The organism is Streptomyces sp. NPDC007945 (genome assembly GCF_042958885.1).
Lineage (GTDB): Bacteria > Actinomycetota > Actinomycetes > Streptomycetales > Streptomycetaceae > Streptomyces.
Window position 1 is genome coordinate 1 of the sequence record NZ_JBIBJV010000015.1, and the last position, 13,222, is coordinate 13,222.

At 73.6% G+C, this 13,222-nt stretch carries 9 protein-coding genes; 6 read left to right on the plus strand and 3 right to left on the minus strand.

The window, feature by feature from the left end:
- Nucleotides 1–597: 597 nt before the first annotated feature.
- Together ACFZCF_RS30650 and ACFZCF_RS30655 are read right to left on the minus strand one after the other, a co-directional pair.
- Nucleotides 598–990 carry a hypothetical protein gene (locus ACFZCF_RS30650; protein ID WP_391290305.1) on the minus strand — a complete coding sequence of 131 codons (393 nt, stop codon included), beginning with the start codon at nucleotides 988–990 and terminating at the stop codon, nucleotides 598–600.
- Nucleotides 991–1,411: 421 nt separating this feature from the next.
- The gene (locus ACFZCF_RS30655) at nucleotides 1,412–2,626 is read right to left on the minus strand and encodes an SMI1/KNR4 family protein (protein WP_391290307.1); all 1,215 of its coding nucleotides are present in this window, start codon (nucleotides 2,624–2,626) and stop codon (nucleotides 1,412–1,414) included.
- Nucleotides 2,627–2,777: 151 nt separating this feature from the next.
- Here ACFZCF_RS30655 and ACFZCF_RS30660 point away from each other — a divergent pair, with 151 nt between their 5' ends.
- The 5 genes from ACFZCF_RS30660 (at nucleotide 2,778) to ACFZCF_RS30680 (ending at nucleotide 10,429) form a co-directional block, all read left to right on the plus strand.
- A complete protein-coding gene (locus ACFZCF_RS30660) occupies nucleotides 2,778–3,650 on the plus strand; it encodes a DUF2785 domain-containing protein (protein WP_391290309.1) in 873 nt (290 codons plus the stop codon).
- A 607-nt stretch (nucleotides 3,651–4,257) separates the two neighbouring features.
- The gene (locus ACFZCF_RS30665) at nucleotides 4,258–4,800 is read left to right on the plus strand and encodes a helix-turn-helix transcriptional regulator (RefSeq protein WP_391290310.1); all 543 of its coding nucleotides are present in this window, start codon (nucleotides 4,258–4,260) and stop codon (nucleotides 4,798–4,800) included.
- Nucleotides 4,801–4,899: 99 nt separating this feature from the next.
- Nucleotides 4,900–6,624, plus strand: a complete 1,725-nt coding sequence (locus tag ACFZCF_RS30670) for an acyl-CoA dehydrogenase family protein (RefSeq protein ID WP_388449832.1) — start codon at nucleotides 4,900–4,902, stop codon at nucleotides 6,622–6,624.
- Nucleotides 6,625–6,703: 79 nt separating this feature from the next.
- A complete protein-coding gene (locus ACFZCF_RS30675) occupies nucleotides 6,704–8,380 on the plus strand; it encodes a protein kinase (RefSeq protein ID WP_391290312.1) in 1,677 nt (558 codons plus the stop codon).
- 30 nt (nucleotides 8,381–8,410) lie between these two features.
- Nucleotides 8,411–10,429 (plus strand): prolyl oligopeptidase family serine peptidase, encoded by a 2,019-nt coding sequence (locus ACFZCF_RS30680; RefSeq protein ID WP_391290314.1) that lies wholly within the window; start codon nucleotides 8,411–8,413, stop codon nucleotides 10,427–10,429.
- Nucleotides 10,430–10,553: 124 nt separating this feature from the next.
- Here ACFZCF_RS30680 and ACFZCF_RS30685 read toward each other — a convergent pair whose 3' ends face one another.
- The gene (locus tag ACFZCF_RS30685; protein WP_391290316.1) at nucleotides 10,554–11,537 is read right to left on the minus strand and encodes a LuxR family transcriptional regulator; all 984 of its coding nucleotides are present in this window, start codon (nucleotides 11,535–11,537) and stop codon (nucleotides 10,554–10,556) included.
- A 149-nt stretch (nucleotides 11,538–11,686) separates the two neighbouring features.
- On the opposite strand from ACFZCF_RS30685, the gene ACFZCF_RS30690 reads away from it, so the two are divergent.
- A complete protein-coding gene (locus tag ACFZCF_RS30690) occupies nucleotides 11,687–13,099 on the plus strand; it encodes an aminopeptidase P N-terminal domain-containing protein (protein WP_391290318.1) in 1,413 nt (470 codons plus the stop codon).
- Nucleotides 13,100–13,222: the final 123 nt, after the last annotated feature.

Genomic DNA, 13,222 nt, shown 5'->3' on the forward strand with positions numbered 1-13,222 from the left:
GAAGCTAAGCCTTTCAGCGCCGATGGTACTGCAGGGGGGACCCTGTGGGAGAGTAGGACGCCGCCGAACAATCATTGTGGGAAAGCCCCGCACCTCATGGTGCGGGGCTTTTCCGCGTTTCAGGGCCGCCCCGCCCCCGGGCCTTCGCCGCCCCGCGCAAGGACTTCCCCTCCACGGACAGGCCGCGCGGCCCCGGCTCCAGCCGGCTCGCGGTCGGCGGACCGTCGTCTCGGCCGGGACCTGGCGCTGGGGCAGCGCCGGGTCAGAGCGGGCGCCGAGCCGCTCCAGTGCGGGCGGCGGGGCGCGCGCTGCACTCGCCGACCGCGAGCAGGGAGGTCGCCCCGGCCGGCACCGCGCACGGAGGCAGTCAGGGTGAGAGCGGGGGCGAGCGCGTGCCGCACTACGCGCGGATCGCGCGGGTCGGGTACCTCAGCCAGACGCTGCAGCAGATAGGGTACCCCGGTGGGCGCGATGTCGGGCCCCTCGTGGAGCTGGTCCAAGGCGGGCGGGATCGGCGTGGCAGCGCGGCTGGCACGATTTCCAGGCGGATCACGAGGCGTAGAGCACTCCATGATCACGGGACTCTTCCCGGTCAGATCAACGCGGCGGCCCGACCCGCCACCCAGGCCCGCCAGACACGACGGGTATTCGGCAGCTCGGGGTGGTCGAGGAGCCAGAGAACATACCCGGCCTGCACCGGGCCCACGGGCTGTCCGAATCGACGGCACGATCGAGCCTGCCGCGCACATCGGCGCTGTCGACGGCTCGGGCAACCCGCACGTATTCGCGGTCTTTGCAGCGATAAGCGCGTCGGACGACGATCTCGACCAGGTCGGTGAGCGTCGCCTTGACCGCCTCGTCCTGATGGGTGCGGGCCATGTCCCGGATCAGGCTCTGCTTCGTACCCCACGACTTCGCATGCCGGGTCCACTCCTGCGGGAACCTCGCCTCCCACTCCAAGAAGAGCAGGGCATAGGGCAACCCGGCCACGTCGCCAGATCTCCACTCACAGGGCGACTCCACACCCCATCAGGCAGTGAACCGCTCTGAGCCTGCTGATACTTCTGTCGTGCCTGTAGAAAGGCCGGCTCCTGGTACTGCTCGCTCGCTCCCAGAGGGTGCGTCAGCAACCACATCTCGTTGGATCGGCCGCGTGCTGCCGCGACCTTACGCTGGGCCTCAGCCAGACGAACAAGCGCCGCGGTTCTCGTGGCCGGATCATCCGCTATCAGCCCGAATGCCCAGCCCAGCCGCTCATCCCACGCACGAGCGCCGGCCGCGCCTGCACCTACCTCTTCACTCACGCAGGGGATCATCCCTCAAGGCAGTCGGCGAGCTCGACCTGACAGGGCGGGGAGGCGCGAGGCCACCTGGCGGCATGCGACCGCGACGTGTGCGGAGCCGACCGCACTCACGGCGTGGGGGCGGAGGCGTTCTTCTGTCTGTGCCAGTCGGCGTACGCGTCCGCGTCGATGGCCGGGTTGCGGAGTCGGGCCCAGAAGGTGTCGTCGGGTTGCGGCGGGAGCGGCGGGCCCCCGAGGTCGGCGTGGAGGTCGTCGCGCCACAGGCGGACGTACAGGGCCCGGGTCGTGGGGATCTGGGCGACCGCACGGTAGGCGGAGCCCCGTACGGCGTGGGCCAGTTCGACGGCGGCCGCGGCCCGGACGCGGTCGCCGGACGACTCCGCCCACGCCTTCACGGCACGCAGGCGCAGGAGGGCGGGGCTGTCCAGCGGAGGGGCGGACGCCGAGGTGCCGGACGTGTTCGAGGCATCGAGGGCAGCCAGGGCGTCGGCCAGCTCCGGGTACGCCGCGAGGCCGGTCTCCTCGGCCAGGCGGCGGGCCTGTTTGCCGGCCGCCGCGGCGATGCGCTCCGGAGGGAGGGTGGCGACGAGGGCGGCGAGCTCGCCCAAGCCGTACAGGCAACCCACCTTCAGGCGTTCCGTCGGGTCCTCGGGCAGGTCGAGCGGGGGGAGTTCCACGCCAGGGCCGGGGAGCGGCGCACCGGCGTGCCGCCACTCCGGGAGGCGTTCGGACGGTCCCTCCCAGATGAGCCGTCCGGCGAAGACCACCGGTGCCGGGTGCGCCGTGCCCTCCAGGCCGTCCGCCAGCCGCGTCAGATAGGCGCCCAGCGAGTCGGCCTTGCCGAAGGTGGTGCCGATCTCGTCGAAGAAGCGGCCGATCGTGCCGTACGTGTCCCGGCGCGGATCGCAGTCGATGACGACACCGTCGGCGGTGACCTCGTACGAGCCGAACTGCACGTAGCCGTGCGCCCAGTAGCCATCCGCTCCGTCTTCGTTCTCCTCCTCCTCCTCTTCCTCCTCCTCGTCGTACAGGTCCGCCGCGATCGACCGCAGGAAGCCGGTCGCCTCCACCATGCCCCGGAGCCCGAGGAGTCGGTCGTGGGTGTCGAAGCGGAGCGCTTCCGGCCCCGGCCGGGTGCCGTCGTGACGCAGCAGCGAGGCGCGGAGGTCCGGCGGGAAGGCGACCCCCAACTCCCGCTCGGTCGCACGGATGTCCTCCTCCCGTGCGGGCGGTGCGAGCGTGGCGAAGGTGCGCGGCGCGTGCGTCAGGAGCCAGCGATCGATGCGGTCCCACGCCGCGTCCACCAGGTGCGTCGTCGTCATGCGGCCGAGCCTAGCCAGCCCGACTGACAGGGCGGCCCCGTCTCGGCCCACCTCGGCCGGCCCGCCCCCCTTCCCGTAACCCGACCCGACCCGACTCGGCCGGCCCCGGCCGGTCCCGTCCACCACCCCGACCGGTCCGTCCGATAATCGGTTGACCATCTCCGGGCGCGCCGCCGAGGGTGAGACCGTGATCAAGAACGACCGGACGCCGCCCATCGACGCGGCCCGCTGGCTCCGCCTCTACGAGGACGGTTGTCCCGCCCCTGCCGCCGCCGACCTGCCCGCGCTCGCCGACGAGCTGGCCGAGGCGCTGCGACACCCCGATCCCGACCTCCGCGACGGCGCGCCTCACGTCGTGCTGCGGACCTGGATCGAGCGCGACGTGATCGACCGGCCGCTGCGCGCGCGCCTGGGTGCCGTGATGGCCGCCCGTTTCGGCGACCCCGAGGTCCAGGCGCGTACCTTCGCCCCGCTCGTCCTCGACATGATCGTCGCCCGCGGCGACTTCGACCCGGCGTGGCTCGCCGCCTTCCGGCGGTGGTACCCCGCCGAGACCGACCTGCGCGGCCACGACGCCCGGCTCGGCTGGCTGCACGCCGTCGCGCACGGGGCCGACCTGCTCGGCACCTTCGGCTCCCACCCGGAGGTCGACCCGGGCGGCATGCTCGCCCTCGCGGCCGAGCGGCTCGTGGCCCCCACCGACCACGTCTTCGACCAGCAGGAGGACGACCGGCTCGCGCAGGGCATCGCCCGCACCCTGAACCGGCCCGAGCTGACCGAGGCCGAGGCGCTGCGCTGGCTGGAGCCGGTCGAGGCGGCCTTCGCCGCCGGGCGGCCGCCCGGCGTCCCCACGACGGCGGCGCACGTCTCCAACGCCATGCGTACCCTGCGGATGCTGTACCTCCTCGCCGACGTCGGCGTACGCCCCCGGACCGGGGGCCCCGGCCCCGTACGGACCCCGCACGCCGAGCCGCTGAAACGGCGCCTCGCGGAGGTCCTCTCCCTGGTCTTCCAGATGGCGTGAGAGGGGCCCGGGAAGAGCGGGCCGTCGTGACCTCATCGGTAGCCGGGGGAGGGGTGCGGCGTCTGGGCTGAGGTGGAACGACGACCTCTCAGCGGTTGTCGGCGGTCGCCAGCGGTCGTCGGCGGTTCCGGTCGGCGTCTGCTGACGGGCGTCGAGCCGCCCATAAGGGCCTTTCCCCGGCACCGGACGCCAGCGAGTCCGTCGACCGACTCGCCCCCCCCGGCCCGACGACGAGTCGAGGGCGCGGGCGTCCCCGAGGACCATGCCGCAGCGGTCGACCGGCAGGTCACCGAGCCGGATCGGCTCTCCGTCGGCGTCGCCCGTGCCCGTACGGTCAACGGGTCACCGGGCTCGGGCCATTGATCGATCCAGCCGCCGCCCCCAGGACAAGCGCACCGGACCGCACCGTGACGACATCGAGGTCGACGGAGGTCTCACTCATCCGCCGATTCGAGCAGGGGGGACTTTCACCGACGGCGACGGGCGCCGCGGGCGCCGGCCAGCGCCGCCGTCCGCCGAGCAGCGCCGGCGATCACAGCCGTGAGGCGTGTCTCATCGGTGGCCGACCGCCTTGCTATGCAACCAGTTGCATAGCAGGATCGTCGGTATGGCGCTCGAACACGCGATCCTCGTGTCCCTGCTGGAGAAGCCGGGGTCCGGATACGAACTGGCCCGCCGGTTCGAGCGGTCCATCGGCTACTTCTGGACCGCCACCCACCAGCAGATCTACCGCGTCCTCAAGCGGATGGAGAACGACGGCTGGGTGGCCGCCCGCGAAGTGCCCCAGCAAGGGCGGCCGGACAAGAAGGAGTACTCCGTCGCCGACCTCGGGCACGCGGCGCTCAGCTCCTGGCTGCACGAACCGATCGAGCCCGAGAGCGTCCGGCACGACCTCGCCGTGAAGATCCGGGGCGCGGCCTTCGACGACCCGGCCGGACTCGTCCGCGAGGTCGAGCGGCACCGGCAGGCGCACGCCGACCGCCTCGCCCACTACCTCGCCGGCGAGGAGCGCGACTTCCCGGCCGCGCCCGACGGGCCCCCGGACCCCGAGCGCGAGCTCCAGTACGTCGTGCTGCGCGGCGGCATCGCGTACGAACGCATGATGATCGCCTGGCTCGACGACGTCCTCGCCACCCTGCGCCGGTTCTGAGGCCCCCGGAACCGGCCCGCGCCCTTACCCAGTCAGTCTCATCCATTTACCCCTCATCCACCCACCCTCACCCACCCTCAACACCAAGGCGGTTGCCCCATGACCGACGCGCTCCTGTTCAACCCCCGCACCTACGACCCCGCGCACTTCGACCCCGAGACCCGCAGGCTGCTGCGCGCCACCGTCGACTGGTTCGAGGAGCGCGGCAAGCGCCGGATCATCGAGGACTACCGGACCCGCGCCTGGCTCGGCGACTTCCTCGCCTTCGCCGCCGAGGAAGGGCTCTTCGCCACCTTCCTGACCCCGGCGGCCGAGGCCGGCGAGGGCCAGGGCGACAAGCGGTGGGACACCGCCCGCATCGCCGCCCTCAACGAGATCCTCGGCTTCTACGGGCTCGACTACTGGTACGCCTGGCAGGTCACCATCCTCGGCCTCGGCCCGGTCTGGCAGAGCGACAACGCCGACGCCCGCGCCCGCGCCGCCGAACTCCTCGACCAGGGAGAGGTGTTCGCCTTCGGCCTCTCCGAGAAGACGCACGGCGCCGACATCTACTCCACCGACATGCTGCTCACCCCCGACGGCGAGGGCGGCTTCCGCGCCACCGGCTCCAAGTACTACATCGGCAACGGCAACAAGGCGGGCCTGGTCTCCGTCTTCGGCCGCCGCACCGACGTCGAGGGCCCCGACGGCTACGTCTTCTTCGCCGCCGACAGCCGTCACCCGGCCTACCACCTGGTCAAGAACGTCGTCGACTCCTCGAAGTACGTCAGCGAGTTCCGCCTGGAGGACTACCCGGTCGCCGCCGCCGACGTCCTCCACACCGGCCGCGCCGCCTTCGACGCCGCCCTGAACACCGTCAACGTCGGCAAGTTCAACCTCTGCACCGCCTCCATCGGCATCTGCGAGCACGCGATGTACGAGGCCGTCACCCACGCGCAGAACCGCGTCCTCTACGGCCGCCCCGTCACCGCCTTCCCGCACGTGCGCCGCGAGCTCACCGACGCCTACGTGCGCCTGGTCGGCATGAAGCTCTTCAGCGACCGCGCCGTCGACTACTTCCGCACCGCCGGACCCGACGACCGCCGCTACCTCCTCTTCAACCCCATGACGAAGATGAAGGTGACCACCGAGGGCGAGAAGGTCATCGACCTCATGTGGGACGTCATCGCCGCCAAGGGCTTCGAGAAGGACAACTACTTCGCGCAGGCCGCCGTCGAGATCCGCGGCCTGCCGAAGCTGGAGGGCACGGTCCACGTCAACCTGGCCCTGATCCTCAAGTTCATGGGCAACCACCTCCTCGCCCCGGCCGCCTACGAGCCCGTCCCCACCCGTCTCGACGCCGCCGACGACACCTTCCTCTTCCGTCAGGGACCCGCCCGCGGCCTCGGCTCCGTCCGCTTCCACGACTGGCGGCCGGCCTTCGACGCGTACGACCGGCTCCCCAACGTCGCCCGCTTCCGCGAACAGGCCGACGCGCTCTGCGACTTCGTCCGCACCGCCGCGCCCGACGAGACCCAGAGCCGCGACCTGGACCTGCTCCTCGCCGTCGGCCAGCTCTTCGCGCTCGTCGTCCACGCCCAGCTCGTCCTGGAGCAGGCCGCCCTCACCGGCCTCGACGAGGACGTGCTCGACGAGCTCTTCGCCGTCCTCGTCCGGGACTTCTCCGCCCACGCCGTCGAACTCCACGGCAAGGACTCCGCCACCGAGGCGCAGCAGGCCTGGGCGCTCGGCGCGGTCCGCCGGCCCGTCGTCGACGAGGCCCGCACCGCCCGCGTCTGGTCCCGCGTCGAGGCGCTGTCCGACGCGTACGAGATGAAGCCCTGACCCCGCGGGTCCGGGCGGCGCGCTCCGGTGCGCCGCCCGGGCCGACGGCTGTCACCCCGGCCGCCTACGATGACCGCTCATGAGCACGAGTGACGACGACGGCAGACCGCTCGTCGACGGACGGTTCAGGCTGGTCTCCCGGCTCGGCAGCGGTGGCATGGGCACCGTCTGGCGGGCCCGCGACATCGCCCTCGACCGGGACGTCGCCCTCAAGGAGGTCCGCCCGCCCGACCCCGCCGCCGAGGCGGCCCACCCCGGCCTCACGGAGCAGCTGCGGGCCCGGGCCGTCCGCGAGGCCCGGGCGCTCGCCCGGCTCTCGCACCCGCACGTCGTGACGGTCCACCACATCGTCGAACCCGCCGACGGCTCGGCCCCGTGGATCGTCATGGAACTGGTCGAGGGCAGCTCGGTCGCCGACCGGCTCGCCGCCGGGCCGATGTCCGTCCGCGAGGCGATCGCCCTCGGCCGGCAGGTCCTCGGCGCCCTGCGCGCCGCCCACGCCGCCGGCATCCAGCACCGCGACGTCAAGCCCGCCAACGTGCTGCTGCGCGCCGAAGGCGGCGCCGTGCTCACCGACTTCGGCATCGCCGTCCTCGACGAGTCGACCTCCCGGCTCACCGCCTCCGGCGACCTCATCGGATCCGCCGAGTTCATCGCCCCCGAGCGCGTCCGCGGCGAGGAGGGCAACCCGGCCTCCGACCTGTGGTCCCTCGGGATGCTCCTGTACGTGGCCACCGAGGGGTACCACCCGCTGCGCCGCGCCACCAGCCTCGCCACCGTCGTCGCCGTCCTCGACGACCCGATCCCGGCGCCGGTCCGCTCCGGCGCCCTCGCCCCCGTCCTCGCCCGCCTCCTGGTCCGCGACCCGGCGCTGCGTCCGGACGGCGCGCTCCTCGAACTCCTCCTCGCCGAGGCCGAGGCGGCCGCGGACGGCCCGGCCGACGCCGTGCCCGCGGGCTTCGGCCCGCCGACACCCGTCGCCCACCCGGCACTCCTGCCCCATCCGGCACCCCCGCCCCACCCGTACGCCCGGCCCGACCACCGCCCGCCCGTCCCGGCCCGCGCGCCCGACCGGCGCCGGCGCCTGGCCAGGATCGCCGGCGGCCTGGTCCTGTCGGCGGCACTCCTCGCCCTCGGCATCTCCCAGTTCCTACCGAACGGCGACGGCGGCGGAACCGGCGCCCTCGGCTCCGCCGACGGCAAGCAGACCGGCACCGCCTCGCCCGGCGGCACCGCCGACCGCACCGCCTCACCCGGCGGCACCTCGACGACCAGCGCTCCGACGTCCACCCCGGCCGCCGGTTCCCACCTCACGCCCGCCGGGGTCCGCACCGCCGTCGCCGCCTTCCGGGACGCCACCGGTGTGTCCACCGTCAAGCAGCTGTTCGTCTACGAGGAGTACGTGATCGCGGAGATCCCCACCAGGCCCGGCGCGAGGACCTACGACCGGTACCAGTACCGGGACGGCGAGGTCAGCCGGCAGGGGGTGGGTGGCACCATCAGCTCCTCCCGTGCCGACGAGCAGCCGTTCGACCCGACCCGGATGCCCTGGGACGACCTGCCGGAGCTGGCGAAGCGCGCCGACCGCGAACTGAAGGTCGAGGCGGCCACCTCGCGGTACCTGATCGCGCAGCGCTGGTCCTTCAACAAGGACCGCCCGACCCTCCTCGTCTACCGCACCAACGATTACTCCGCGACGGGCTACCTGGCGGTCGACGCCGACGGGACCGTGGTGCACAAGCTGGTCGCCGACTGAGCGGGCCCCTCCGCCCGGCGGCGGGGGAGAATGGCCCGCGTGAATCATGACGATCCGTACCTGTGGCTGGAAGACGTGGACAGCGAGGCAGCCCTCGCCTGGGTGGCCGAGCGGAACGCCGAGACGGAGGCCGAGTTGGCCTCCGATCCCGGCTTCGACGCCTTCGCGGAGCGCCTGCGCGAGGTGCTCGACGCCGTCGACCGCATCCCGTACACCACCCGCCGGGGCCCCTACCTCTACAACTTCTGGCAGGACGCCGCACACGTACGGGGCCTGTGGCGGCGCACCACCCTGGAGCAGTACCGCAAGGACGCCCCCGAATGGGAGGTGCTGCTCGACGTGGACGCGCTCGCCGAGGCCGAGGGCGAGAAGTGGGTGTGGGCCGGGGCCCGGGTGCGGCGGCCCGACCACGACCGGGCGCTGGTCAGCCTCTCCCGCGACGGCGGCGACGCCGTCGTCGTCCGCGAGTTCGACCTGCCGTCCCGCGGCTTCGTCGAGGACGGCTTCACCGTCCCGGAGGCGAAGACGAGCATCGGCTGGGTCGACGCCGACACCGTCTTCGTCGGCACCGACCACGGCCCCGGCTCGCTCACCGACGCCGGCTACCCGCGCACGGTCCGCCGCTGGCGGCGCGGCACCCCGCTCGCCGAGGCCGTCACCCTCTTCGAGGGCGAGCCCTCCGACGTCTCCGCCTGGGCCTGGCACGACCCCACCCCCGGTTACGAGCGCGACTTCGTCGGCCGGTCCCTCGACTTCTTCCGCAGCGAGACCCACCTCGTCACCGCCGGCGACCGGCTCGTGCGGATCGAGGTCCCCGAGGACGCCGAGGTCTACGCCCACCGCAAGCACCTGATCGTCACCCTCAAGTCGCCGTGGCTCGGGCACCCCGCCGGCGCCCTCCTCGCCTTCGGCTTCGACGCCTTCCTGGCCGGCGACCGCACCGCCGAGGCCCTGTTCGTCCCCGACGAGCGGACGGCGCTCGCCGGACACTCCTGGACCCGCCACCACCTGATCCTGGAGACCATGCGGGACGTCAGCACCCGCATCGAGGTGCTCACCCCGCGCGAGGAGGGCGGCTGGTCGAGGGCCCCGCTCGCCGACGTCCCGCCGCTGTCGGCGGTCGCCGTCACCGACACCGACCCGGACGTCTCCGACGAGTACTTCCTCGACGTCTCGGGCTTCCTCCAGCCGTCCACGCTCACCCGCGGCGACATCGGCGGCGACACCGAGGTCCTGCGTCAGGCGCCCGCCCGCTTCGACATCACCGGGCTCTCCGTCGAGCAGGCCTTCGCCGTCTCCGACGACGGGACCCGCGTCCCGTACTTCGTCATCGGCCCGGACCGCTCCGAGGGCCCCGGCCCGACCCTGCTGTACGGCTACGGCGGCTTCGAGGTCTCCCTCACCCCGTCCTACGCCTCGCTCACCGGCCGCGGCTGGTTGGAGAGCGGCGGCACCTACGTCATCGCCAACATCCGGGGCGGCGGCGAGTACGGCCCCGACTGGCACCGGGCCGCGCTCGGCGTCCACCGGCACCGGGCCTTCGAGGACTTCGCGGCCGTCGCCCGCGACCTCGTGGCCCGGGGCATCACCACCCCGGAGCGGCTCGGCGCGGCCGGCGGCAGCAACGGCGGCCTCCTCATGGGCGCCATGCTGACCCGCTACCCCGAGCTGTTCGGCGCGATCGTCTGCCAGGTGCCGCTGCTCGACATGGTCCGCTTCCACAAGCTGCTCGCCGGCGCCTCCTGGATCGCCGAGTACGGCGACCCCGACGACGAGGCCGACCTGCCGCACCTGCGGGACCTTTCCCCCTACCACCGGCTCACCGCCGACGCCCCCTACCCGCCGGTGCTGCTCACCACCTCGACGCGCGACGACCGGGTCCATCCCGGGCACGCGCGCAAGGCGGCGGCGCGGCTGCGCGAGCTGGGGCACCCGGTCCTCTTCCACGAGAACACCGGCGGCGGGCACGCGGGCGCCACGGACAACGCGCAGGCCGCTCGCAACAAGGCCCTGATGTACACCTTCCTGCGCAAGCACCTGGGCGCCTGACCCAGGGGGCCGCGAACCTGCGGGGCGCCCGGGGTCGGGGGCCCGCGAACCTGCGGAGCTCCCGCCCCGGGGCCCGTGGGCCTGCGGGGTCCCCGCCCCCGGCCGGGGGCAGGGACCCCGCAGGTCAGAGCCAGCCGTGCCGCTGTGCCTGGAGCGCCAGCTGGAAGCGGTTGGTGGCGCCGAGCCGGGCCATCAGGACCTGGATGCGACGGAAGAGGGTGCGGCGGCTGACCCCGATCTTCCGGGCGATCACCTCGTCCGCCGCACCCCCGGCCAGCAGCCACAGCAGCCGCCGGTCGGCCGGCGGGAGGCCGCCCGGGAGCGCGGTGCGGCCGTGGAAGGGCAGCGCGTCCCGCCAGGACTGCTCGAAGAGCGCCACAAGCGCCGAGAACAGGCCGCACGGCTGCACCACCAGCATCGTGGTGAACACGTCGGCCTCCCGGATCGACAGCGACACCAGCGCGTACGCCTCGTCGATGATCACCAGCTTGACCGGTACGGACGGCAGCACCCGGGCCTGCTCGCCGGCCGCGATCACCGGCTCGATCGACCGCTCCAGATGGCCGGGCTGCTCCAGCGAGGCCCGGGAGTAGATGACCCGCTGGGTGACGCCGCGGGCGAGGGTCGCCAGGGCGTCGTCGGTGGCGCCGGGGACCGCGAAGTACGGCGGCGAGTCCAGCTGCCGGATCTGCTGCCGGGCGCTCGCCCACGCCTGCCGCATCCGCGGCCCGATCGCCTCCCCGGTCACCACCTCCACCAGGTCGTCGTTGTACGCGGCGAGCCGCTGCCGCCGGAACGACTCGAAGGCGCCGCCCACGGTGATCCGCGACTCGTCGAGCTCCGCCGCCCGGTGCCGGCCGAGGATCTCCAGGCCCGCCGCGGGCGGCACCGGAGCCACCGTGTCGCCGTCGTCGACCGCCGGGCTCGCGAGCCCGGCGTCGACGAGCTCCCCGTACGCCTCCGCCAGCGCCGCCCCCTCGACCCCGACCGCCGCGCCGACGGCCGCCAGCGGCGCCGGCGCCCGCTCCAGGAGCGCGCGGTAGACCCGCGCCGCCGTCTCGCCGAGGCCCAGGAGCCGCAGCGCCTCGCCCAGTCTCTCCTTCGCCATGGCCCCATTCTGGCCGCCGCCCGCACCCCCGTGTGTCCGATCCGTGCCACTGGCACTCTCCGGCCCCACGGCCCGGCGGGGCGGGCTACGGTCCGTGAGCCGCCGACGACCGGCGGTTCCCCGCGAGGGACTCGACGAAGGAGCACGACGTGGCGAAGGGTCGCAAGAACGGCCTGTACGACGGCATATCCGAGGAACTCTCCGCGCTCATGCGGACCGGCTGGGCCGACACCGAGCGGCACGACCTGACCGAGTCCGAGCAGGCGCCCTACGCCGCCGCCCGGCGCGCCGCGCTCTCCGCGCGCTTCCCCGGCGAGCGCCTGGTGATCCCGTCCGGCAACCTCAAGGTCCGCTCGAACGACGACACGTACCCCTTCCGCCCGCACTCCGCGTACGTCCACATGACCGGCGACCAGGCCCGCGACTGCGCCCTGGTCCTGGAGCCCCGCGCGGACGGCGGCCACGACGCGTACGGCTATGTGCTGCCCCGCGACGGCCGCGACGACGACACCTTCTGGATCGGCTACACCGCCGAGCTGTGGATGGGCCGCCGGCTCTCCCTCGCCGAGGCCGAGCGGGTCCTCGGACTGGCCTGCCGCGACGTCCGCGAACTCCCCGCCCACCTGGCGGCGGGCGCCGGCGTGCCCACCCGGATCCTGCGCGGCGTCGACCCCGCCCTGGAGGCGGCCGTCACCACCGACGAGGAGCGGGACACCGAACTGGAGGACGCGCTCAGCGAGCTCCGCCTGGTCAAGGACGCCTGGGAGATCGGCGAGCTCCGCAAGGCCGTCGACTCCACCGTCCGCGGCTTCACCGACGCCATCGGCGACCTCTCCACCGCCGTCGCCACCTCCGAGCGCTGGATCGAGGGCACCTTCTTCCGCCGCGCCCGCCTGGAGGGCAACTCGGTCGGCTACGGCTCCATCTGCGCCGCCGGCGACCACGCCACGATCATGCACTGGACCTCCAACGACGGCCCCGTCCGCCCCGGCGAGCTGCTCCTCTTCGACGCGGGCGTGGAGACCCACTCCCTCTACACCGCCGACGTCACCCGCACCCTCCCCATCAGCGGCACTTTCACCGACGTCCAGCGGCAGGTGTACGACGCCGTGTACGAGGCCCAGCAGGCCGGCTTCGACGCGGTGAAGCCCGGCGCCCCCTACCGCGCCTTCCACGAGGCCGCCCAGCGGCACCTGGCGGCGAGGCTGGTCGAGTGGGGCTTCATCGAGGGGCCGGTGGACCGCGCGTACGAGCTCGGCCTCCAGCGGCGCTTCACCATGGCGGGAACGGGCCACATGCTCGGGCTCGACGTGCACGACTGCGCCTCCGCGCGGAACGAGGAGTACGTCGACGGCGTCCTCGTGCCGGGCATGGTCCTCACCGTGGAGCCGGGCCTCTACTTCCAGCCCGACGACCTCACCGTGCCCGCCGAGTGGCGCGGCATCGGCGTCCGCATCGAGGACGACCTGCTGGTCACGGAGGAGGGCCACGAGAACCTGTCCGCGGCGCTGCCCCGCACCTCCGCCGAGGTCGAGGAGTGGATGGCCCGCGTCGCGGGCTGACCGCCGGGAGGCACGGGCCCGGATGTGCGGCCGGGCCCGCGCCCTCCGCGGGGGAAGGCGGGGCGGAGCGCGTACGGGTCCTCCGGCGGGAGCGCGGGGGCCGGGAACCGGCCCTCCGGAAGA

What these genes read in the sequence shown, in the direction of transcription:
- ACFZCF_RS30685 (WP_391290316.1), bottom strand. Translation starts at nt 11,537, where the DNA reads ATGGCGAAGGAGAGACTGGGCGAGGCGCTGCGGCTCCTGGGCCTCGGC.
- ACFZCF_RS30655 (WP_391290307.1), bottom strand. Translation starts at nt 2,626, where the DNA reads ATGACGACGACGCACCTGGTGGACGCGGCGTGGGACCGCATCGATCGC.
- ACFZCF_RS30675 (WP_391290312.1), top strand. Translation starts at nt 6,704, where the DNA reads ATGAGCACGAGTGACGACGACGGCAGACCGCTCGTCGACGGACGGTTC.
- ACFZCF_RS30665 (WP_391290310.1), top strand. Translation starts at nt 4,258, where the DNA reads ATGGCGCTCGAACACGCGATCCTCGTGTCCCTGCTGGAGAAGCCGGGG.
- ACFZCF_RS30670 (WP_388449832.1), top strand. Translation starts at nt 4,900, where the DNA reads ATGACCGACGCGCTCCTGTTCAACCCCCGCACCTACGACCCCGCGCAC.
- ACFZCF_RS30680 (WP_391290314.1), top strand. Translation starts at nt 8,411, where the DNA reads ATGGCCCGCGTGAATCATGACGATCCGTACCTGTGGCTGGAAGACGTG.